Source organism: Bacteroidota bacterium, from assembly GCA_037133915.1.
Classification (GTDB): domain Bacteria; phylum Bacteroidota; class Bacteroidia; order Bacteroidales; family CAIWKO01; genus JBAXND01.
In genome coordinates, this window is record JBAXND010000049.1 from 1 (window position 1) to 24,324 (window position 24,324).

At 44.9% G+C, this 24,324-nt stretch carries 20 protein-coding genes; 16 read left to right on the forward strand and 4 right to left on the reverse strand.

Annotated elements, in window-relative coordinates; genetic code table 11:
• Window positions 1-3,289: hypothetical protein (locus tag WCM76_13705; GenBank protein ID MEI6766684.1), on the reverse strand; the 3,289-nt coding region annotated here is incomplete at its 3' end.
• Between the two features lie 358 nt (window positions 3,290-3,647).
• Here WCM76_13705 and WCM76_13710 point away from each other — a divergent pair.
• The 12 genes from WCM76_13710 to WCM76_13765 all read left to right on the forward strand — a co-directional run bounded on the left by WCM76_13710 (window position 3,648) and on the right by WCM76_13765 (window position 14,431).
• Window positions 3,648-4,232 (forward strand): HD domain-containing protein, encoded by a 585-nt coding sequence (locus WCM76_13710; protein MEI6766685.1) that lies wholly within the window; start codon window positions 3,648-3,650, stop codon window positions 4,230-4,232.
• Between the two features lie 57 nt (window positions 4,233-4,289).
• Complete coding sequence (locus WCM76_13715) at window positions 4,290-5,147, forward strand: universal stress protein (GenBank protein ID MEI6766686.1); 858 nt, start codon at window positions 4,290-4,292, stop codon at window positions 5,145-5,147.
• A gap of 172 nt (window positions 5,148-5,319) precedes the next feature.
• Complete coding sequence (locus WCM76_13720; protein MEI6766687.1) at window positions 5,320-6,165, forward strand: universal stress protein; 846 nt, start codon at window positions 5,320-5,322, stop codon at window positions 6,163-6,165.
• 48 nt (window positions 6,166-6,213) lie between these two features.
• Complete coding sequence (gene crcB / locus WCM76_13725) at window positions 6,214-6,585, forward strand: fluoride efflux transporter CrcB (protein ID MEI6766688.1); 372 nt, start codon at window positions 6,214-6,216, stop codon at window positions 6,583-6,585.
• A gap of 113 nt (window positions 6,586-6,698) precedes the next feature.
• Entirely contained in the window at window positions 6,699-8,225 is a 1,527-nt protein-coding gene (locus WCM76_13730; protein MEI6766689.1) for a T9SS type A sorting domain-containing protein, read from the forward strand.
• Entirely contained in the window at window positions 8,225-8,701 is a 477-nt protein-coding gene (locus WCM76_13735) for a GAF domain-containing protein (protein MEI6766690.1), read from the forward strand. The genes WCM76_13730 and WCM76_13735 overlap by 1 nt, the downstream gene beginning before the upstream one ends.
• Before the next feature lie 201 nt (window positions 8,702-8,902).
• Window positions 8,903-10,669 (forward strand): long-chain fatty acid--CoA ligase, encoded by a 1,767-nt coding sequence (locus WCM76_13740; GenBank protein ID MEI6766691.1) that lies wholly within the window; start codon window positions 8,903-8,905, stop codon window positions 10,667-10,669.
• A gap of 105 nt (window positions 10,670-10,774) precedes the next feature.
• Window positions 10,775-11,011: an acyl carrier protein gene (locus WCM76_13745; GenBank protein ID MEI6766692.1), complete on the forward strand. Its 237-nt coding sequence runs from the start codon at window positions 10,775-10,777 to the stop codon at window positions 11,009-11,011.
• Entirely contained in the window at window positions 11,011-12,075 is a 1,065-nt protein-coding gene (locus tag WCM76_13750) for a ketoacyl-ACP synthase III (GenBank protein MEI6766693.1), read from the forward strand. Before WCM76_13745 ends, WCM76_13750 begins: the two co-directional genes overlap by 1 nt.
• Window positions 12,072-12,824, forward strand: a complete 753-nt coding sequence (locus tag WCM76_13755) for an SDR family oxidoreductase (GenBank protein ID MEI6766694.1) — start codon at window positions 12,072-12,074, stop codon at window positions 12,822-12,824. The genes WCM76_13750 and WCM76_13755 overlap by 4 nt, the downstream gene beginning before the upstream one ends.
• Window positions 12,825-12,830: 6 nt before the next feature.
• Window positions 12,831-13,757: a glycosyltransferase family 2 protein gene (locus WCM76_13760; protein ID MEI6766695.1), complete on the forward strand. Its 927-nt coding sequence runs from the start codon at window positions 12,831-12,833 to the stop codon at window positions 13,755-13,757.
• Complete coding sequence (locus WCM76_13765) at window positions 13,754-14,431, forward strand: GNAT family N-acetyltransferase (protein MEI6766696.1); 678 nt, start codon at window positions 13,754-13,756, stop codon at window positions 14,429-14,431. Before WCM76_13760 ends, WCM76_13765 begins: the two co-directional genes overlap by 4 nt.
• Here the strand turns inward: WCM76_13765 and WCM76_13770 are convergent.
• The 3 genes from WCM76_13770 to WCM76_13780 are packed head-to-tail and all read right to left on the reverse strand — an operon-like array spanning window position 14,416 to window position 17,420.
• Window positions 14,416-15,477: a sulfotransferase gene (locus WCM76_13770; GenBank protein MEI6766697.1), complete on the reverse strand. Its 1,062-nt coding sequence runs from the start codon at window positions 15,475-15,477 to the stop codon at window positions 14,416-14,418. The genes WCM76_13765 and WCM76_13770 overlap by 16 nt on opposite strands.
• On the reverse strand, window positions 15,467-16,558 hold the full coding sequence (locus WCM76_13775; protein MEI6766698.1) for a sulfotransferase: 1,092 nt from the start codon (window positions 16,556-16,558) through the stop codon (window positions 15,467-15,469). The genes WCM76_13770 and WCM76_13775 overlap by 11 nt, the downstream gene beginning before the upstream one ends.
• A 4-nt stretch (window positions 16,559-16,562) precedes the next feature.
• Complete coding sequence (locus tag WCM76_13780) at window positions 16,563-17,420, reverse strand: hypothetical protein (protein ID MEI6766699.1); 858 nt, start codon at window positions 17,418-17,420, stop codon at window positions 16,563-16,565.
• A gap of 55 nt (window positions 17,421-17,475) precedes the next feature.
• On the opposite strand from WCM76_13780, the gene WCM76_13785 reads away from it, so the two are divergent.
• The 4 genes from WCM76_13785 to WCM76_13800 all read left to right on the forward strand — a co-directional run bounded on the left by WCM76_13785 (window position 17,476) and on the right by WCM76_13800 (window position 24,285).
• Entirely contained in the window at window positions 17,476-19,635 is a 2,160-nt protein-coding gene (locus WCM76_13785; protein ID MEI6766700.1) for a histidine kinase, read from the forward strand.
• A 63-nt stretch (window positions 19,636-19,698) separates the two neighbouring features.
• Window positions 19,699-20,358 (forward strand): response regulator transcription factor, encoded by a 660-nt coding sequence (locus WCM76_13790; protein ID MEI6766701.1) that lies wholly within the window; start codon window positions 19,699-19,701, stop codon window positions 20,356-20,358.
• A gap of 6 nt (window positions 20,359-20,364) precedes the next feature.
• Complete coding sequence (locus WCM76_13795) at window positions 20,365-21,099, forward strand: hypothetical protein (GenBank protein MEI6766702.1); 735 nt, start codon at window positions 20,365-20,367, stop codon at window positions 21,097-21,099.
• Window positions 21,100-21,189: 90 nt separating this feature from the next.
• Entirely contained in the window at window positions 21,190-24,285 is a 3,096-nt protein-coding gene (locus tag WCM76_13800; protein ID MEI6766703.1) for a gliding motility-associated C-terminal domain-containing protein, read from the forward strand.
• The last annotated feature ends 39 nt before the right edge of the window (window positions 24,286-24,324 follow it).

A 24,324-nucleotide genomic window follows, 5' to 3' on the forward strand; every position in this document is an offset into this window, starting at 1 on the left:
AGTTATAACCGTAAGGTGATGTTCCGCCGGTTGCTGAAACGCTTGCCGAACCTGAGTTTCCACCATTACATTTAACATTGGTTGAAGAAGTTGTCAGTGAAAGGGCAGAAGGCTGTGTTACGGTAACCGATGCAGTAGCAGTACATGAATTGGCATCTGAAACGGTTACTGTGTAAGTTCCGGCAATCAGGTTATTGTTTGCTGCTGTGCTAGTTCCGTTCGACCAGTTGTAATTATAAGGTGATGTTCCGCCGGTTGCTGCAACGCTTGCCGAGCCTGAGTTCCCACCGTTACATTTTACATTGGTAGATGTAGTGGTTGTTGTAATGGCAGTCGGTTGAGAAATAGTTACGGATGCTGTGGCGGTACATGAGTTTGCGTCGGTAACTGTAACTGAATAGCTTCCTGCCGGCAGGTTGCTGAAGGTTGATACATTGAGTCCGTTCGACCAGTGATAGCTGTATGCCGGTGTTCCTCCCGCCGCACTCGCGCTTGCTGAGCCCGTGTTTCCACCGTTACAATTACCATTTGTAATTGTTGTTGAGGCTGTCAGGACTGTAGGCTGTGTTACGGTAACCGAGGCTGTAGCTGTGCATGAATTGGCGTCTGTTACAGTTACTGAATAAGTTCCTGCAACTAAATTATTGTTTGCTGCAGTTGTTGTTCCATTCGACCATGTATAAGTATAAGGTGATGTTCCACCGCTTGCTGAAACGCTTGCCGAGCCTGAATTCCCGCCGTTACATTTTACATTCGTTGACGATGTTGTTACGCTTAATGCCGAAGGTTGCGTTATAGTAATTGATGCTGTGGCAGTGCATGAATTCGCATCAGTTATAGTCACGGTGTAAGTGCCAATAACTAAGTTTGTGTTCGCTGCAGCCGTTGTTCCATTCGACCAGTTATAATTGTATGGTGATGTTCCGCCTGTTGCTGAAATACTTGCCGAACCTGAATTTCCACCATTACATTTTACATTGGATGATGATATTGTTCCAGACAAAGGTGCCGGTTGTGTGATGGTAACCGATGCTGTAGCAGTACATGAATTTGCATCTGTTGCGGTTACGGTATAAGTACCCGCAATAAGGTTGCTGATTGCAGAACTGCTTGAGCCATTCGACCAATGGTAGCTATATCCCGGGATTCCACCGCTGGCGCTTGCACTTGCCGAACCATTGTTGCCGCCGGCGCATTTTACGTTGGTACTGCTGATTGTAATGGTGGGATTTGATACCGTAATCTTTACAGAATCCACGGCGTCGCAATACGGTGAAAAGTTGATATCGTCAAGTGCGAAGTCGTTCCCGGTAAGGGCAGTATTCTGATTGACGATACAAATTGTGGCGGTGGTATTGCTGCCTGCATTCCAAAGGGCGTAGAATTGTGTCCACTGACAGGTTGTGGCAGGTGCGGTGAAGGGTGACCCCAGAAGGACTCCATTGATTGAGAACTGAAGTACTGCAGGCGATGTCGGATGCACACTTGTTACCCAGGTTGAAAATGCATAGTCTACACCGGGAATGGTGGCTATGGTCTGGCACCACACCGTAACATTGGCAGTCGGAGCGCCGTTGATAATCATCATATTTCCCGTACCTGTTGTATGGTCAGTGCAGGGTGAGAAATTCGAATGATACGTATTCGGGTTGGTCCCGATGTAATAATCGCCTTCAGGGATAAGGTTTGACTGGTAGATATAACTGCTCCAGAAGCCTGTGTTTCCCGCGCTGAAATTTCCGTTATTGATAACCTGTCCGCTGGGTGACCATCCGTGCAAAACATAGGTGGTTGTTACAAGTGGTGTGGCGACAGGATTCGCAACTGAAGGGCTGCTGAGTCCTGTTGTGGGTGACCAGCTGTAAATTGTTCCGCCGGAACCATGAAGCGTGATCGAAGAGCCTTTGCAGATAGTGTCAGGACTACCGGCTTCAACGATCGGAGGTGTTATTGAGATATAATTGATGGTGGTGGTGGCGGTACATCCGTTGGAAGTGCCGGTAATGGTATAGGTTGTATTTACAAGGTTTGATGCAGTTACAGTTGCACCGCTTGTGGCGGATAAACCGGTGGCAGGAGCCCAACTGTATGAGTTCGCTCCTGACGCTGTCAGTGTTACCGGTGTACCTGCGCAAACTTGCGGATCAAATGGCAACACGGATAATGACGGTCCGGCTGTTATCGTTACACTCGCATTCGCATATTTGGCAGAGCATCCCGGATAACGGCTGTCTTCAACTACAAACGAGTAGGTACCCGAAGTTGTAGCAGTGTACGTATATGAATTGTTTGCAACAACACTGCCTGTGCCGTTTGAACCATTCGTCCAGTAATAATGAAAAGGGGAGGCGCCTCCGGTAAAGCTTCCGGTAAGCAGCGCACCCGGCGATGAACATGCCGTTGCACTTGAGGGAGTGACAGAAACACTCAGATTTGTTGTTTTATAAACTCTTACTGTATCGGAAAATGTTGATGCGCCAAAGCATGAAGAATACGTAACGTTTCCACTCACTTTATAGTCGACGTATGCAGGGAAACCTGTGCCGGTGCTTACTGTTATGGAATCGCAGCCTGAAGTACAGTTGAGAAATGAGTTGTAGGTTCCGCCACCGGTTATGTCTGTCCATGTAATGCTTGAACGGGTCAATCCGGCAATTTTAATTTTTGCACCGCAGTCGGTTGAGCCGTATACCACCTGCTGAACTTTCGGTCTGGGCAGGGAAACAATGGAATACGAATTCGTTCCGGCTGTGCTTGCACAAAACGTAATGCTGAAAGGTCCGGTACCGCTCAAACAGGCAGGGCTGCCAAGAGTGATATTTGTACCGCAACCTGCCTGGTAAGTGGTGGTGCCGGGAAGCGAACCTGATGCAATATTGAATATCAATCCCATGGCATCAGCGTCAAGCGTAACGTCGAATTTTACACACTTCACGTTACTCAGACTGCAGCAGGTCTTATTTCGCGTGATTACCGGAGAAGTGTAACTTCCTGCCGGCAGGCCGGTAAAGACAACAGTTGCCCCGGGTGTTCCGGATTGACACTGCCCGTACGATTCATTTCCCGATGTCAGGAAAAGCGTCGAAATGACGACCAAAAGCGCAGTGAACGCCCAGTTGCAGGATTTTTTGGCCACGCTGCGCATGCCCGAAAAACACTGTGTATCGAATAAAACAGGCATTGAATTACCTGTGAACGTAAATTTTTCCATATCCTGAACGGTTCTGAAATGAAAAATTGATTTCTTGGATGGATCGTATATTGGGTTGAAATGTAATTTTGTACTCATCGGCATTATTTATACATAATATTATACAAAAATACTATTTAGTGTGCTTAAAATATAATTTCGTCGATTGTAAATCATTGTTCGTCGACAATGTATTACTAATCGTGTTGATATTTAGAGGAATAGCTTCAGTTAAATTATCAACAATTTTTAAATAATTCATATTAAATACAATTAATTATCGATTAAACGCTAAAAATCGTCGACAAGTTACAATTTCGATTAATAAATAATTAGAAAAATGCCGGGAAGACGTTAAAATACCCCCGTTTTCAGGTCAAAAGACCTATATATGTTTTTTGGATAAATCTATCAGTCGAATCATAAAAAAATCATATCATTGCATAAAGATTTTCGAATGAAATTCGACTCTGTAAAGCAATTCATTCTTGACTTGCTGGAAAAAGAAATTCCTGCATCTTATCACTATCATTCCGTGAGCCATACCCTTGATGTTCTGGCTGCTGCCGAAAGAATTGCGCGTGCTGAGAATATGGGCGAGAATCAAATCATTTATTTGAAGACCGCGGCTGTGCTTCACGATTCGGGTATGATTCAAACCTATAAAGGACATGAAGTTGCCTCTATAGAGATTGCCCGAAGGATACTTCCCGGTTATAACTATACTCCGGTTGACATAGAAAAAATTTGCTCAATTATTTTAGCCACTGTTATTGAGCAGAATCCGGCAGATGATTGCGAAAAAATAATCCGTGATGCCGATTTGGATTATCTGGGTCGCCAGGATTATTTTATTATTGCTCAAAAACTCAGGCTTGAATGGCAACTTTTGGGAGTCAAAGAATTTACCCAAAAAGATTGGTACCGCTATCAACTGGCATTTTTATCAGGACATCGGTTCTATACTGAATCGGCACAGAAAAGTAATGAAGAAGGAAAACAGAAAAATATCAGGCTCATCAAAGATTTACTCGGCGAATAATTTGTTTTATTATCTTTGATTTTTGTAAAAGCAGGATTCAACCAATTAAATGAAATTATGGAAAAATTGATGAAAGAAATGATTCTCGTTCCGACTGATTTTTCGGAAGTATGTTACAATGCAATTACGCATGCCGTTGAAATGGCGAAATTTTTAAAGTTCAAGGTTTCGGTGCTCCATGTAATCAATAAAGAAACGGTTTCACAACTCAAAAAAGAAAGTCGTGGAGTAGACGCAGTTCAGGATAAATTGAAAGATATTACACTCAGTATTAAAGAAAAATACGATTTCGACATTCAGGTGATTTCCCGCGAAGGATCTATATTTACAACCATCAGTGAGGTGGCACAGGAAATTGGTTCAAGTCTCATCGTTCTCGGTACTCACGGAAAAGTCGGTATTCAGCAACACCTCACGGGAAGTTTTGCCCTGAAGGTTATTCTCAGTGCCTTTGCACCCGTCATCGTGATTCAGAAAGGAACAAAATTCGAAAACGGTTACAAGAATATTATTTTCCCGGTCAGCACAACCGCTGAAGTTCGCCAAAAAGTGAAATGGGCTGTTATGATTGCAAAAGTCTTTAATTCAAAGATTCATCTGTTCATGAAACAGGATGCTGCCGAAGAACTTCAGATAAAATTGCGCGGCATCGTCAATCAGATTACCGATACGCTGGATGAAAATAATATCGAGTACCTGCTCGTTCCGGCTGAAAAGGGTGGTAACTTCAGCAAACATACTCTCAGTTACGCTCAATATACCAAGGCCGATCTTATTATGGTGATGACAAACCCGGGCGCCCTTAACTTTGTTGTTGAACCCGAAGATGAACAAATGATATTCAACCAGCAGCAGGTGCCCGTGATGTGCGTGAACCCACGTGAGCTCACAACTTTACACTGGTTTGGAAATTAATTTCAAATCATTGATTGATAATTGATAATTATCATGTATTTATAAGTATTGATACTGTAAGCCTGGCGAATGCCGGGCTTATTTTATTAAAAAAAATATCTAAATAATTGCAAAAATACTTGCATTCGCTTGCTGTTGTATATATCTTTAGAAGGTAAATTATTAAACTATTATGGAAGTGAAATCTAACAGGTCCATATTGTTCCCTTATGACTTCTCGGGAGTATCGGACTGCGCACAGGAGCATATGGTCGGCATTGCCAGGTTGTTTGGCTATTCGATTAAATTGTTAAACATTCTTGATCCCGGAACTAAGGCATACATGAGAAAAAATCGCCTGAATATGGGAGGACTCAAAGCTTTTCTTGAGGAAATGGCCGACAAGTTCAGGAAGGAACATTCTCAGGATACTGAAGTTGTTATTAAAAATGTGTCAATTCTGAAGATGCGCAAACTGGCCGATTCGTTGAACGTTGCTTGTATGGTGCTCGGCATTGAGGAACCGAAACGCAGGGCTTCAAGCATCATGAAGGTTGTTACCAAATCGCCGGTTCCGGTATTTGTAATTCAAAAGGGCGCTGTATTTAGCCCGTACAAAAACATCCTTTTCCCGTTGGATGATGCTGCCGACAGCCTGCAAAAAGTGGGCTGGGCAACGGCAATTGCAAAAGCTACCGGAGCTACCGTTCATATATTCTCGGTGAAGCCTTCGGCGATACCGCTGAAGGAAAAACAATACAAGCAGATTAAAATGGTAGAGCAGGTTGAAAACTTCTTTGACCGCCATCATGTAGAATATACTACAAACCTTGCCACCGGGAGCCTCGATGATTTTGCAGATGAAACCATTGCATTTGGCAAAACAGTTAATTCTGATCTCTACATTATACTTAACCGTACTAAAAAACTATTTTCAAGAATCAGCTCGCTGGATATGCATCTTATCTTTAACCACACACAAACGCCTGCTATCTGCGTTAATAAGCGTGACCTGCTTGTTGCCGGAGGTTTTAGCTGAGAGCCTGAATTTTTTTGTACTTTTGCGACCTGTTTCATATAGCTGTTCATGAAGGTTATTTTAGCAATCGGGTCGGGGAGTTTTATTGGAGGCGTATCACGCTATCTGCTTTCTCAATTTATTCAAACACGCTCAACCACTGCCTTTCCGTTTGGTACACTCGGAGTGAACCTCATTGGTTGTTTGCTTATCGGAATCGTTTTTGGCATCAGCGACAAAAGCAATATGGGCCATGAATGGAAGATGTTTCTCGCTACAGGATTGCTTGGTGGGTTCACTACGTTCTCAGCGTTTTCAAACGAAACAATCAGTATGCTGCGCGACGGACAACTGCTGAATGCCGGATATTATATTTCAGCAAGCGTGGTTCTGGGACTTGCGGCAACCTTTCTCGGTTTTATGATTGTCAGATTTTTCTAGCCAAAGGTTCTTGTATTATTTCATAACTATCTTATATTTGTCACTCAAAGTGATGATTGCCTGTATTGGGGCGAAGCTAAAATCAAAATCAATTTCAATTAATTCAGGAAGTAATGAAAACTCTGACCTTTGCTGTGACTCTGATTCTATCTGTTCTGGGATTGTATGCCCAAACCCCTGGTGCGCTCGATGGCACGTTCAATACAACTGGTTATAATGTTAACGACCTTTCAGGTGGCGACGACTGGGGTCGCTCGGTATTGCTTCAGCCCAATGGGAAAATTATTGTGGCAGGCCGCAGTTACGACACAAAATGGAATTTTTCACTGGAACGCTTACTGCCTGACGGAACACTCGATGCGGGTTTTGGTACCTCCGGCAAGGTGATTACTCCGATGGGAATGGAAGGCGGCGCCTACGCTGCCGCGCGCCAAACAGACGGGAAAATAGTTCTTGCCGGCTATTATAATAATGGATCGAATTATGATTTTGCACTGGCACGTTATGACACCACCGGCGCACTTGATGTAACCTTCGACAGCGATGGCAAGCTGAGTCTGGCCATTGGAACAGCTCAGGATGTGGCTCATGCCGTGTGTATCCAGCCCGACCAAAAAATTCTTGTGGCCGGTTCGGCAGGTAACGGCTCAAATACTGATATCGCACTGGCCCGCTTTCTTTCTAACGGCGCTATCGATCCGGGCTTTGGTACATCCGGAAAACTAACCACACCCGTCGGTACCGGCGATGATGACGCATGGTCAATTACTCTTCAGCCAAACGGAAAAATACTCGTTGCAGGCTATTCTATTGCCGGCTCCGACCTCAGAGCCGTATTAATAAGGTATCTTCCGAACGGAACACTCGACAATACTTTTGGCACGGGCGGCATTGCACAGACCGCCAGCACCGGGCAGTCCAACGTTTTTTTCTCCGTAGAGAGACAAAGTGACGGACACATTCTTTGCAGTGGATACAACAGCCTTGGAACAACGAACCGTAATTTCTTAATTATCCGCACCGATACTACCGGCGCTGCCGATCCGGCTTTCGGAACGGGTGGCAGAGTACTTACCGATTTCTCGGGAAATAATGACGAAGCATACAGTCTTTTGATACAACCCAATGGTCAGATAGTTGCGGCAGGCTATTCAGACAACGGCTCGGTGAAGGCTTTTGCACTTGCACGCTTTTCAGCTGCCGGTGTGCTCGATAATGCTTTTGGTACAGGCGGTCTGGTTACAACAACGGTTGGTTCGCCCGATGCCTACGGCGTTGATGCAGCGCTTCAGCCCGACGGAAAAATTGTGGTTGCCGGCAGAGCAAATGGCGCATCGAATGTTGATTTTGCAGTAGCTCGCTACAATGGAACTATTCTTACAGGTGTTGAAGATGAGTTGCCGCAGCTGGTCTTCTCTGTTTACCCGGACCCCGTGAGCGATTTTTTGAATATAGACCTCACAAACGGTGAATATAAGATGACTATTTTGGATATAGAAGGACGGGTAATATTGGAAAAATCAAACATCACCAATCATGAGAAGCTTTCTGTCTCAGGTTTTGCACCCGGCATTTATGTAATCCACATAACCGATATAAACACGGATGCAACCGCATTTGGAAAATTTATAAAACAGTAATGGCATTTTCACCCATGGACACGGATAAAAAGACCGGTCGCTACAGCCGAATCGTCTCTCAACTGGATGAATTATTAAAGAAGAGCGATGATATCACTGCGCAGATGGCCACCATCAGTGCAGTGCTTCACCATAAAATGGATTACTTCTTTTGGTGCGGATTTTACCGGATGGTAGAACATGAATTAATTGTTGGACCATACCAGGGACCTGTGGCTTGTCAGGTACTGCAAAAAAATACCGGCGTGTGCTGGGCGGGAATACGTCGTAATGAAACCATTGTTGTTCCCGACGTTCACCTGTTTCCCGGTCATATTGCCTGCGACTCCCGTTCAAAATCCGAGATTGTGGTTCCGGTGAGAAATTCAAAAGGTGAAGTCATCGCAGTGCTTGATGTGGACAGTAAAGAGTTGAATTCATTCGATGATACCGATGCGCATTTCCTGGAAAAAATAGTTGGTCTGATTAATTGTTAAGCCATATTGGAACAATAACAGTGCAATTATTTTTTCGGTGAGCTTAACGCATTTTTACTGTAGTAACCTGCAAACTCAGAGTATTCTTAAATGGAAATTCCGATAATTCTGTAAACTGCCTCAAATCATCTTTTTTTGCTGACTTCAGTCATGGCTATTTCTATATCTTTGACTTGCTAAAAACAGAGACTTATATTTTTCATGGAACAGATTAGCCGCCTATTTGATCTTTTGGATTATTCTATTTCCGGATACAATAAAAAGGTTGCCCTTTCGGGAAAGAAAAGCGGCGAATGGGTGAATCTGTCTGGTCCTGAATGGAAAGAACAAGCAAACCTTGTTGCGCTCTCTTTGATTGATGCGGGAATTTCTGTTGGCGACAATATTGCAACCCTTTCCAACAGCCGCCCCGAATGGAGTGTAGTCGACATGGGAATCATGTTGGCCGGCTGTGTGCACGTTCCAATCAATCCTTCGGTGAGCGAAAGCGATCTGATTTTTATTCTGAATGAGGCAGAAGTGAGCTGGATTTTCGTTGCAAATAAGTATTTGTATAACAAGGTCCGAAGCATTGCGGTTCATGCGCCATTGCTTAAAACTGTCTGTTCATTTGACCACATAAACGGTGCCTTTATTTTTTCGGATATGCTTCGCAAAGCAAGTGCTTCCGGCAATATTCACCTGCTTGAATCGCGCAAAGCGGAAGTGGACACCGACGATGTGGCCACCATTATATACACATCAGGCACCACGAACAGACCTAAAGGTGTGATGCTGACACATCGGAACATCATTGATAATGTTACCCGGATATCCGGCTGTTACGATATTTGTGAAGGTACTCATGTGTTGAGTTATCTGCCGCTGAGTCACATTCTTGAACGGTCTTTTGTGTATATGTATGTGTACCTTGGGATGAGTGTTTATTTTGCCGAAAGTCTGGGCGGCATTACAGGGAATTTTGCCGATGTAAAACCCGGCTTTATGACTACGGTGCCGCTGCTGCTGGAAAAAACCTACGGCGCATTTGTTGAAAGCGGCAGAAACTTGACGGGCTTCAAACGTATGATGTTCAATTTTGCCCACAGAGTTGCTGAAACCTACCCCATCAATGGCAAGCCATCGTTATGGTATAGAATGAAACAGCAGATAGCGGATGCTTTTGTTTTCTGTAAATGGAAACGTAATCTGGGCGGAAGGCTTAAAACAATGGTATGCGGTGGTGCCGCTCTTCAGGAAAAAATTCTGTGCGCATACTGGGCAATGGGAATAAAGGTGCTGGAGGGATACGGGCTTACGGAAACATCGCCGGTGATTTCTAACAATCATTCGAAAAATTACCGTCTGGGGACCATCGGCAAAATACTTGAAGGCGTGGATGTGAAAATTGCCGACGACGGCGAAATACTGGTCAAAGGCTCAACCGTGATGAAAGGGTATTATAAAAATCCTGATGTTACGGCGGAAGTTATTGATGCCGACGGGTATTTCCATACAGGCGATATCGGTATAATTGTAGACGGCTGTTTTCTGAAAATCACAGGACGGAAAAAGGATGTTTTTAAAACATCTTCCGGCATGTATGTTTCCCCTGAATCTATTGAAAACAAGCTTAAACAGACCGGAGCACTTTCTTATGCTTTTGTTACCGGTGCAAATAAAAATTTTCTGGTGGCACTGCTTATACCTGAACCTGTATTTTTACAAGCCTGGTGCAGCGCGAATGGTGTTACCTTTGAAAATATTGAAGAGGTGATTTCCGACGATAAAGTGATTGCCTTTTATAGCAACCTGATTGAAGATTATAACAGATTCGTTTTTGAAACCGAAATGATTGGTCGCTTTGCACTGCTTCACGATTGCTGGGGCATTGAAACCGGTGAAATGACGCCCAAGATGAGCCTGAAACGCGGAGTGATAGAGCTGAAGTACAGACAAATCATTGACCGCTTATACTATTATAGTTGATTTGCCTCCTTTCTGAGTCCCATCCGGCAAATCGGTCTGCCAAAAAAATGATTTTGATTTGGAGCGGGCATGAATTACTTTTGTTTTCCTAAATAAGTACTTAATATGGAAATATCAGAATTCATCAAACAGATAGAAGCCGAATTTGAAGACCTGAAGCCCGGCTTGCTGAAGCCGGAAAGCAATTTCAGAGAAATGTTTGACTGGAATTCGGTGAATGCCCTCATCATTATTGCAATGATTTCTACCGAATACGATGTAACCATCACTGCTGAAGATCTTCGGAATTCGAAAACGGTTATCGATCTTTACAACATCATAAAAAGCAGGGTCATAAACTAATGGCAAGCTTTACCTGTAGCGGCGTTCGCGTGGCAGGCATTGCCGCCTGTGTTCCTGAAGCGGAAATTTCAAACCACGATTATACATGGATTCCGGAAAAGGAACGCAACCTGCTTATCAAAACCACGGGCGTTGAAAAGCGTCGCGTAGCGGCTGATGGCGTTACCACTTCCGACCTTACAATTGCTGCTGCCAACCGCCTGCTCGACGATATGGGCTGGAGCCGAAGCGAAATCGGCATTCTGGTATTTGTTTCGCAAAGCCGCGACTATCCGCTGCCCGCCACTTCCTGCATCATACAGGACAGGATGGGTCTGCCACAAACAACCTACACCATTGATATTAACCAGGGCTGCTCAGGGTATATCTATGGATTATCGTCGGTAATGGGGCTGATGAGCTCTTTTGGTATTGGTAAAGGTTTGCTGATGGTGGGCGATATTTCTACAAAGCATACTTCGTACCGCGACAAAAGCGCCTATCCGCTGTTTGGCGATGCAGGCACTGCCACTGCACTTGAACTGAATAAAAACACTCCGGGTACATCATTCAATATCCGCACCGATGGCTCGGGATATGAGGCCATCATTATTCCCGACGGAGGTATGAGGAACCTGATCAGTAAAAAGTCATTCGATTATAAAAAGATATCTGAAGGAATATACAGACACCGCGTGCAGCTTGCACTCGACGGCATTCGTGTTTTCAATTTTGCACTTGCCGAAGTCGTGCCGAACATCAATGAATTGTTGAGTAAAGAAGGTATCTCTATTGAAGATGCCGATTATCTGATTCTGCACCAGGCAAACCTGCTGATTAACGATACCATCAGGCGAAAGATGAAGCTGCAGAAAGAGAAAGTTCCTGTGTCGATAACCAGATTCGGCAATACGAGTTGCGCGTCAATACCGTTAACTATGGTATCTGAAATAGGGCAGGAGCTGCGCGAAAAGCCGCTGAAGATGGTGCTTTCCGGATTCGGCGTCGGCTTATCGTGGGGAAGCGCCATCCTGCACACCGATAAAATAATTTGTCCTGAACTAATTGAATATACACAGCAATGAGTACTCCATTTGACCTTACGGGAAAGCACATTCTGGTTACAGGTGCCTCATCGGGAATTGGCCGGCAAACGGCCGTTTCGGTGAGTAAAATGGGCGGCTCGCTTATCATCAGCGGTCGCAACGAAGAGCGCTTGCAACAGACATATCAAATGCTTGAAGGTGCCGGTCATCAGCAATTTCAGGCAGACCTTACCGACGAGAATAAAATAAAAGAGTTGGTGGCAACCGTGGGCGCTCTCGACGGAATGGTGCACTGCGCGGGCATTCTGAGACCTTACCCGGTGAAATTTATTACGCAAAAGCAGATTGATGAAATGATGTCGGTGAATCTGTATTCCGCGATACATCTGAGTGCCCAGCTGGTTCATAAAAAGAAATTTGTGCAGGGAGCTTCCCTGATTTATATTTCTTCGGTATCGGGAAAAGAAAAACCCTATTATGGCGGTGCGCTGTATGCCGCATCAAAAGCTGGACTCGAGGCTTTCTGCAGAGTGCTGGCGCTGGAACTGGCACCTCGCGGAATCCGCGCAAACTGCATTTCGCCCGCCATTGTGAAAACTCCGATATTTGATGAATTTATCGGTGGTATTGCATCTCAGGAAAATGTGGATGCCTATTCTAAGCAATATCCATTTGGTTTTGGTGAGCCCGAGGATGTTGCCAATGCCGCTATATACCTGCTGTCAGGTGGCTCACGCTGGGTTACCGGTGCAACTATTGTACTCGACGGCGGACTGACCTTAACTTAAACCACCATGGACGAGATAGTATATTCTTTGGTCATCCCGGTTTTAAATGCTGCTGAAACGCTCGATGAAACGTATAGCAGGGCAGATGCAACCATGTCGTCAACAGGCAAAAAGTTTGAGATAATTTTCGTCGATGACGGCAGTACCGATGCAAGCTGGAGCACTTTAAGCAGACTGCAGAAAGCCCATCCCGATAAGGTAACTGCAATCGCACTGTCCCGGAATTTTGGTCAGCATAATGCCACGCTCTGCGGTTTCGGTTTTGCCAAAGGTGAATATATCATTACCATGGACGACGACCTGCAGACACCGCCCGAGGAAATTTTGAAGCTCATAGCACATCATACTGAGTACGAAACAGCGCTTGTTTATGGGTATTATGCCAAAAAACAACACTCGGTTATCAGGAATACCGGAAGCAGCATGCTGAAAAAAGCCGGAAAAATGCTTGCGAAAAATCCGGGTGAAGGCTCGTCATTCAGACTTATTGAAAAGGCACTGGTGGAGCGGATATTGACGCATGTTCAGAATTTTGTTTTTATTGATGAACTGCTTCTGTGGTACACCTCTGATATCGGTTTTGTTGAGGTGCAGCATGAAAAAAGTCATAAGAAATCCGCATCCTCATACTCCAGCCGTAAGCTGTTTGGTCTTGCAGCCAATATCATGATTTATTATTCATCGCTGCCCTTGCGCATCATGATATGGGGTGGCTTTTTATCATCCATCGTCAGCTTTCTGTTCGGGCTGTATTTTCTGGTTCGTAAATTTATGCACATGGCTATGCACGGGTATACCAGCATTATTGTTGCCATACTTTTTTCGACCAGCATCATTGTGTTCAGCATCGGCATTTTAGGCGAATATCTGAATCGCCTGTACATGGTGCAGAACAGGAAACCATCGTTTCACATCAAAAGAATTTTAAAGTGAAACTGCAAAAATACGGAGTTGAGTTGAGGCGTATCACAGCCGGCGATATTGAATTGCTGCGGCAGTGGCGCAACAGTTCACATATTCAACCGTACATGAATTACCGCGAATATATTACTCCTGAAATGCAGGAAACGTGGTTTCACTCAATTGACAATATCAATAATTTTTATTACATAATCTGGTTCGAAGGCAGGCAAATAGGGCTTTTTAACGAAAAAGACATAGACTGGGAATCCCGCACTTCCGAAACCGGAATGTTCATAGCCGACCCGGGGCTCATTGACAGTCATATCCCGATACTGGTTTCGTTGGTGCTGTGTCAGGCGGGCTTCTATATCCTTAACGGGAAAGCAACCTATGCTCGTATCATACGTTCAAATACACGCGCCATAGAATTTTCAAAGAGTTTTGGTTATGTGATGTGCCCGGGCGAAGAAGAAAAGGAACATCAGAAGTATGGTCTCACACGGGAGCGATTTGAAAATACCGCCGCAAGGCTTATAGCGGCTGCCGATAAAGTCTACAACAACAACATTATTCTTACTGCTGTTCTCGAAGAACATGATAGGGAAAATGGCGTTTGGCAGCTTATTGAGAATATTGTGGAGAACTCACCGGTGCCTCACGAACGCGAAGACATTGACAATTGCCGCATCTACCGGTTTCCCTGATTTTTTTTTACGGTATATCGTTTCCAGTAAGGTTTGAAAATTGCCGCCATTCCGTGTATGAGCCGCATCTTCAGCGACCATGGGAGGATATTGATGAAAAGCCCCCACGTAAAATATAATCTTCCGTAAATAACACCCGGTAAGGCATACAGCCAAATTACGGGATTGAATTTCTTATACATTCTTTCATAGCTGTTCGCTTCTGCAGAACTGCCTGCAACTGCATCAGCTACTCTGATTTCAAAAGTACTCATCTGCTCTTTCCATCTGTTTACGGGCACTCCGGATATTGGCTTGAACAGATTGTTATGATATTTATTGAGCGCTTCACGCGGATAAAGTTCGTAATAGGAACCCTTTTTATCAGTAAAATCAAGCATTTCAGGTAAAAAGGAGATTCCCAGAAAACGGCAGATAGTCTTCATATTCCCTTCGGTGTCGCTTACCAAATCCTCATAACGTACCGTCATGAATTTTTCGGGATGTTTCTTTTTGTAAGAATTAATTCTATTGTTATAGTATTTCCAGCGGTAAGCAAGCGATGCGGTAATGCCCGACTCAAAATCGACCTGCTGCATCGAACGAATATTGTCGCGGTAATCACGCGTGATATGAATGAATTTAATTTCCGGAAATATACTTGTTAAACCTTCCAGATATAATGAATAAGCCGGGTTCTTATCGCCCACAGTCCGAAGGTGATTTTTTGTAAAGACCGATGTACTGTTTGCGTAAACGAGCTTGCATACATCTCCGTAAGTACTGTTGTCACCGGCTTTCAGAATATCAGACTCCAGTTTTTCTTCGTTTACATGAAGCAATTCATAAGCGGGTTCTTTATGCAGACACTGAATGAATTCCTTGATGGCGGCTTTGTTCCATACTTTAACGGCTGCGAATTTTGAATGCAGATGCTGCACAAATGCACATTCCGGCGGAATTATAAGCTCCGGATGACCATCGAGCAGCATACGCAACAGTGTTGTTCCTGAGCGCGCTCTGCCTGCAATGCAGAAAAACGGAAGATGTACGGAATTACCTTCCATTTCTTGCTTCCTCCATTTTTTTCTTTTTATACATGGTGTACCAGCCCCGTTTAAAAATTCGTGCCAGCGGCATATAAACTCCGTATATCTTAACTTTCAGAGGCAGGCGCTCTGCAATATCCGAATAAACATAATAGAGCCTTCCGTAAATTTTACCCGGCAATACACGCAGTTTTGTGAATAGTCCCGGCTTGGGGAATTGCAGCTCATAACCTAATGTTTCAGCCGTTTTCCCTGCAACGGCATCAGCCCGTTTGACCTCATTTGCACTCATTTTGTTTTTCCATCCGCCAATGCCGCCTGTGCTGATTGGCTTGAACAGACTGCCATGTATACGGTTGAATTCGTAGACAGGATATCGCTTCATGAACTGTTCGGCACGTAAATTAAATTCCAGAACCGAAGGTTCATATCTGATTCCGAGAAATGAACATAAACGTGCGGTCATTTCTGAGGGAGCATCGACCAGATCTTCATAACGAACAGAAACAAACCGCTCGGGAAATTGTTTGCTTATCTGTAAAACCTCGTCGTTGTAATATTTCCATCGATACACAAGAGAAGTGAGCAGTGACGCTTCAAACTTCACCCGTTTCATGGAAAGCATATTATCGCGGTGGTCGCGCGTTATGTGAATGAATTTAGCTTCAGGAAATATTGTCAGTAATTGTTTGCATTGTAAGGCGTAGAAAGGACTTTTATCACCAAAAAGTGTAATTTCTTCCTTTTCGTAAACCGAAATATAATTGCTGAGAACGACTTTACACAGGCAGCCGAAACTGTTGTTGCCTTCACACTTCAGCAGGTCATTTCTGAGTTTTGCAGCATCTATGCTCATAAAACCGAAGCGCGGCAGCATACACAGGTCTTCAAAAAACTGCAACAATGCTTTTTCTGACCAGACTTTTTTACGGTGATATTTATGAAACAGCAACCAGATAAAATGAAATTCGATGGGGATATTCACCTGCGGATGCGCATCAAATAAAAATCGCAGTAAGGTAGTACCTGAACGTTCGCGGCCTACGATGAAAAACACCGGTGTAGAATTTATCTTTTCGGTAAATGCCCTGTTCTCCATGCGCTTATTGCTCGTGGTATTTGATAAGTCCGAGGATGGGTGTATCCGTAATACCCGCAATATGGCTTCCGTTTTTAGCCATAATCTTTTCAAGCTGTGACCTGAAAATAAGCGCTACCGAGCCTGCAAAGCCAACCGGCAGTTTGACAGCGTCTCTGTATTTCAAAATATTTTCGTCGTAAAACATCTGAAAACTTCTGCATACCAAATCATCCATAAAGGCCGATTCTATGTGCGAAGCTATGAAACTGCATAATGTTGCCAGCCAGGTATTGGGTTTGGGTTGATTGTAAACCTTATCAAGTAATGCCGCACTGTCGCTGCCATAGCGCGTTTCAAAATCAGCGTGAATGTTTTCGGGCAGTTCGTTTTTCATCCATGAAGCTAACAGTAATTTACCCAGATGCGCGCCGCTGCCTTCGTCACCCAGTATGAATCCCAGTCCCGGCAATGATTGCGTGAAAATCTGTCCGTTATACAGACCGGAGCCGGAGCCGGTTCCCAGTATGCACGCGATTCCCTTTTTCGTTCCGAACAGTGCCCGTGCGTTGCCCAGTAAATCAGACTCCACATTTACTGTGGCTTCCTTGAAAACCTTGCCCAGAGAACCTTTTACCATAGCTGCCTTTGCAGGCCGCGCGCATCCCGAACCATAAAAATAGACGCTGACGATGGGGATATTTTTTAGCCGTGGCAATACTTCAGTGTTGATGGTAGCTATTATCGTAGCCTCATCAACAAAGTACGGATTCAGTCCACCGGTGTATACAATAGGCACCTCATGGCTTTTCCCTGCCAGTGCCCATGCTGTTTTTGTAGAACCGCTGTCGGCAATCAATATCATAGATATAGTTTGAAGCAAAAATACGGTTTTACTTTTTAAGTTATACGTACATTTGTCAGAAGCAAACATTAGAATGAAAAAAATCTCCATCACCGAAAAAATGATTCTGTGGTTCCTGATGCTCGGGTTGGCAAGCATAGCGGTGATTTCAGGGTTTTCCTACCACCGCGCTAAGGATTCACTGATCAGAAGAACATACGACCAGCTGACATCTGTCAAGGCAGCCAAAAAGAACAGCATGGAACGATTTTTTGCCGACCGGAGCCGCGAAACCGGCTTGGTGGCAAAGTCGTCGGATATTATGAAGATGCTTTCAATTCTCGACGAACATTTTGTGGAACAGAATAGAGAAGAAAAACTAACGGAAAGCCAGCTTGAAAACGAATACAATCGGTTTCTGAGTCGCTATATTTCAGGTTGCGGATATTACGACAATGTATTCCTGGTGCGCTCCGACGGAAACTATATTAAAATTGATGCCTCTTCTGTCGGTTCCGGCAAACGGTTCAGCTTTGGTGTTCTGGCACAAGGTAACCTCCGCACCGTTTTTGATAAAGTGACCCGGCATAATCAGCCCGTAACCTGCGATTTGAGTCTGGATACCCTCGATATGAACCCTGCCATTTATATCGGAACACCGATTGCTCCCGGTGCCGGCATATTGCCTGCAGTGCTTGTGTTCGGGATTTCAATAAACGCCATTAATTCTATAATGCTTGAGGTTGACCCCAAAAATGGTCTCGGCGAAAGTGGTGAAACCTATCTTGTAGGAAGCGATTCACTAATGCGCAGCAGTTCCCGCTTTCGCGAAAATTCTGTATTCCGCACACGTGTTGCAACAAAAGCCATTCGCGATGGTTTTTCAGGAATTGACAGCACCAGCCGCTATCCCGATTACAGGAATATTCCGGTTTATGGCTCATACAGTAAGCTCAATATTCCGGGTCTGGATTGGGTTATTGCTGCCGAAATTGACGTGAACGAAGCCATGGTGCCCATCAAAACCCTTATGTATGAAATTATTTTCATCACCGTTTTTATTGCTCTGGCGCTGTTTATCTTTACATGGATAATCTCAAAACAAATAACCAGACCCATTGTAAAACTGAAAGTCGCTGCCGACTGCATCACCAAAGGAAATTATAATATCAATATTGCCGAAACTTCCAAAGACGAGATTGGTGCCCTTACCGCTACCTTTAATAAAATGGCAGCCCACATCAGGGAACAGACATCCGAATTAAAAGAACGGGAAGAGCGGCTGGTGCATTTTTACGACGCCACGCTCGACGGTATTATTTTGCATAACGACGGCGTGCCTATGCTGATTAATCAGGCATTAACCCGACTTACAGGTTTTACCGAAGAAGAACTGATGACCATGCGCTTCAACGATTTTATCGTCCCGGGCACCAAGCGCTCATTCAAACTTCCGATAAATCCATACACCTACGAAACACAGGCTGTGCGTAAGAACGGAACAAAATTCCCGGTCGAAATACAGGAAAGTGCAATAGAGCTGAAAGGCTCCATGATTAAGGCTTCTGTGATACGCGACATCAGCCGAAGGGTTGCCGTGGAGAATCAGCTGAAAGCCGAACGCCAGATGCGGCTGTCGTGGGTAATCGACGGACAGGAAATTGAACGCCAGCGATTATCACGGGAGCTGCACGACGGTCTGGGCCAGCGCCTCGTGGCGTTTAAACTGAAGCTTGAAAGTGTTTTGGGAACCGATGAACAGCGAGCCCTCAAAACCATTGTCGAGCTGCGCGATTTATTCGACGGCACCATCGATGAAATCCGCCGCATATCAAACGATTTGCAGCCTGCCGGCTTATTGGAGTTTGGAATTGTTACCGGTCTCAGCAAACTTTGTACCGATGCGTCCGAGCAAACAGGCATCAGCGTGCAGTTCGAATCGGAAAGTATTCATGAAACACTCAGCAAAAAGAACATTACCTACCTGTATCGTATCGCTCAGGAAGCCATTAACAACTCCGTGAAACATGCTTCGGCGAACCTTATTAAGGTGGAACTGAAATTCAACGACGGCTTTGTGTGCCTCACTGTAAGTGACGACGGAAAAGGTTTTAAAACCGGCAAGACGCATCCCTACGTGGGGAACGGCATCTATAACATGCGCGAACGTGCCAGCTTGCTCCAGGGCACCATCGATATCAGCTCTGAGCCGGGTAAGGGAACTGTTATAATGGTCAAAATACCTATTTCCTGAGATTGAAACACTGCCATATTTGTTTTTTTTCCTACTTTTACAAGCACATCAAGAATGGTTTTCATGGAAAAAATAAAGATCATACTGGTAGAAGATCACCAGATTGTTCGCGACGGAATAAAAGCGCTGCTTACGGATATCCCGAATATTGAAATAGTGGGCGAGGTGGCAGATCATATTGAATTGTACGAAAAACTGACGCATGAGCTGCCTGATGTAATCATCATGGATATTTCCCTTCCGGGGATGTCGGGGATTGAACTTACCAGGCAACTGGGAGAAACACACCCTTCCATAAAAGTGCTGATGCTTTCCATGTACACCAGCGAAGACTTTATTTTTAATTCACTGAAATCGGGAGCCAGAGGCTATTTACCCAAAAACACCACCCGCCGCGAACTTGTTGAAGCCATTGAAACTATCAGCAGGGGCGAGGAATTTTTTAGCGATTCTATCTCAAGCATCATACTCAAAAGCTACATCACCAAAGCTAAATCTACTGATCAGCAAGCCGAAAAAACAGAAGAAAAGCTGACCAATCGCGAAATAGAAATATTGAAATTGTTTGCAAGCAGCCTCAGCAATCAGGAAATTGCAGATAAACTTTTTATCAGTGTGCGTACTGTCGAATCACACAAAAACCACATCATGCAGAAGCTGGAACTGAAGAGTACGGTTGATCTGATAAAATTTGCGATCAGGAACAAATTGGTAGAAATATAATAACGTATGAAAAAACAAATACTTGTTGTAATGATGCTGATGTGTGTCATTACCGCTTCCGCGCAGGATGAAAAAAAGAAAATTCTTGATGTGAATGCCGACTTCATGAGCCGCTTCATCTGGCGCGGTATGAACGTCAGCCATGTACCCAATATTCAACCAAATCTTTGCTACAATTCTTCGTTTGGACTCAAGGTCGGTGCATGGGCATCGGCAGCCGTAACCGGCGATTATGCCGAAGTGGATCTGTACGGAGCATATTCCCTTAAAGGATTCTCTTTAACCGTTACCGATTACTTCATTGCCGACGAAACGAAGGAATTCAACAAGTATTTTAATTGTAAAAACGAAAGCACGGGGCATATGGTCGAAGCGGCTCTGGCCTACGACGGTCCTGAAAAATTTCCCATCCACCTCATGGCAGGAACCTTTGTGTACGGTGCCGACAAAACCGCCGATGTAATCGTTATTGATACCGTAACTTCCGACACTACTACCACCTTCAAAAATCAGTATTCAACGTATTTTGAGTTGGGATATACTGTTCGTAATGTCAATATTTTTGTAGGGATAACGCCTCAGAAGGGCATGTACGGAAATACTTTCGGTGTGGTAAATGCCGGCATTACCGCGAAACGCGACATCCGGATTACCGACAAATTTACACTGCCCGTGCAGGCCTCCCTTATTACCAACCCTCAAAAGGGCAATATCTATTTGGTGTTCGGGTTCTCGCTTTAAGCAACCATGAATGGATAAAATCTGTCTTTCAGGTCATTTATTCCATAAATTTCATACATTTATCAAATACAAATCATGATACTCTCAAATATGAAACAGTTGTCTGAAATGAATTCACCCATTAAGCTCTTCCTGTATAATTTCAGAACTCTTATATCCGGAAAATTGCCCGTGTTCGCACTGATACTGATGATGCTCTTATGCAATAAGACCTTGTTTGCTCAAACGGCGGATGCTCACCATGGCGGTGCCGAATTCATTGAGAACAAAGCCCAATGGAATCCCAATGTGCTCTATAAACTGGATATCAACGGAGGCGCGTTTTTTGCCGAGACAAACTGCTTCACCTTTGCGTTTAAAGATGAAACAGCCATCAATAAGCTCATTGATTTTAAACATACACCCCGTGCGTCATGGGTTGATTTTACCGACAAAGACTTCAATATTAAATGCCATGCCTATAAAGTGAAATTTCTCAATTCAAACAGCGATGTCAGGGTGTCGGCAAGTGAGCCTTTCAAAGGATATTATAATTATTATATCGGAAACGATAAAAGCAAATGGGCATCAAAGGTTCACTCATACGCACGGGTTGAGTACCGCGATATCTATGAAAAAACGGATTTGAACATCTACGAAAGCGGCGGCCACATCAAATATGATATCATCCTGCATCCGGGTGCAAAAGCCGGAAATATTCAATTTCTGTACGATGGCGCCGACAAAGTATATCTTGAAAAAGGAAACCTGATTGTAAAAACTTCGGTAAATAAAATTACGGAACTGAGTCCGCTGGCTTATCAAATGGTGGATGGCGCTAAAGTGAACGTTCCCTGCAAATACAAATTAAAGGACAATGTGTTATCCTTTGTGTTTCCCGATGGTTTTGACGCTTCCAAAGAACTGGTAATCGACCCGACACTGGTGTTCTCTACCTATTCGGGTTCAACGGTTGATAACTGGGGCTTTACTGCCACCTTCGATTCAAAGGGTTCAGCCTTCTCGGGCGGTATCGCTTTCGGTACCGGATATCCGGTTTCCGTGGGCGCTTATCAAGGCAATTTCGCCGGTGGAGAATCAGGTCTTCAGTTATTCCCTTGCGATGTTGCAATTATCAAGTACGACTCAACCGGTACCCAGCGCATGTGGGCAACCTATCTGGGCGGCTCTAAAAATGAACTGCCGCACAGTATGATTGTAAATAGTGATGACGACCTTCTGGTATACGGAACTACCGGCTCTGCCGACTTTCCGGTTACTTCCGGTGCTTTCGACGCATCATTCAATGGTGGCAGCGCCCTTACCTATGATCAGTCGCTCCGGTTTTCGGCAGGCATCGACATCTTTGTTTCAAAACTAAAATCCGACGGCTCTGCCTTGCTCGCGTCTACCTTTGTGGGCGGAACAAGTAACGACGGTTTGAATTTTCCATCGGTGCTTTCATTCAATTACGGCGATGGCGCCCGCGGTGAAATCATGACGGATGCCGGAGATAATGTATATGTTGTTTCTACTACCAATTCTACCGATTTCCCTGTTACACCGGGCGCATTCCAAACAACAGCCGGTGGCGGCGGACAGGATGGCATCGTGTTCAAGTTAGCCCCCGACCTTACGGGCTTGATATGGTCATCATACATCGGCGGCAGCAATGTTGATGCGGTATACGGTATTGTGGTCGATTACAACAACGATGTCTATATTACCGGTGGCACTTCATCGTCCAATTTCCCCGTAACTTCGGGCTGTCTGCATACTTCATACATGGGCGGCACTGCCGACGGTTTTATTTCTAAAATCAGTTCCGACGGAAGTACACTTGTCCGTTCAACCTATTACGGCTCCGATTCATACGACCAATCCTATCTTATTGAAAAAGGGCCATCGGGCAAGATTTATGTGTTCGGTCAAACATCAAAAACAGGGAATGCATTTATTCAAAACGCAACGCTGGCAGTGCCGGGCGGCGGACAATTCGTCAGCAAGATTGAGCCCGACCTCAACACCCTTATATGGTCAACGGCACTGGGCACCGGAAACGGCGGACCCGATATTTCGCCCAACGCTTTTCTGGTCGACGATTGTTCTAAAATATACCTTTCGGGATGGGGAGGAATGGCTATCAATGCCTTTGGCGGAACTACAGGCCTGCCTATAACTCCGAACGCGTTTCAGTCAACGACCGACGGCAATGACTTCTACTTTTTTGTGATGAACGACAATGCCTCCACCATGATTTATGCTACCTATTTCGGCAGCCCCAGTTCAAGCGACCATGTCGATGGCGGAACAAGCCGTTTCGACCGTAAGGGGATTATTTACAATGCCGTTTGTGCCGGATGCTGGGGCGACAGCAATTTCCCCACAACGCCGGGTGCCTGGTCCAGAATCAACGGCTGCACCAAATGCAACAATGCCGTTGTGAAATTCGATTTTCAGCTCGCAGGTGTTGTGGCAATGGCATCTGCCGTTCCCGAAGATACCGGATGCCTGCCGTTTACCGCCTACTTTACCAGCACAAGCAATGGCGTTTCCTCATACTGGAATTTCGACGATCCTGCATCGGGAGCCGGCGATACATCTATAATTCAGAATCCGCAGCACACCTTCAACGAAGCGGGTACGTATCATGTAATATATGTGGCAACGGATTCCACCAAATGCAACATCTCCGATACTGCCCACCTCACCATTCTTGTGCGCGACTTCCCCACCGTGAAACTGGGTGTTGATACCGCCTTGTGTACCGGAGAAATGGTCGTGTTGGATGCCGGTAACCCGGGAAGGTCCTATCTGTGGTCTAACGGTGCAAATACCCAGACCATCACCGTTTCCGACTCGGGAAGATACTGGGTGGCCGTACTGAATGGCGCCTGCACCACCTATGATACCGTTGAAGTAAAGCACCGTGCCGATTTCTCCTACACCGTGCCCAACGTGTTTACGCCCAACGGCGACGGCTATAACGACACCTTCAAGGTAAAATCAAGCGGACTTACGGAGATTGATGCCCAGGTATTCAACCGCTGGGGCAAGCTCGTATACAAATGGACCGACCCCCTGAAAGGCTGGGACGGCAAAATCAAAGGCACCAACGCATCCGAAGGTGTGTACTATTACGTAATCAAGCTAAAAGGCTATTGCGGCGAAGACGAACTCCACGGCTTTGTAACTCTGATGAAGTAGGAAAAGAGGCTGCCCAATGAATATTTTGAAACTATTCAT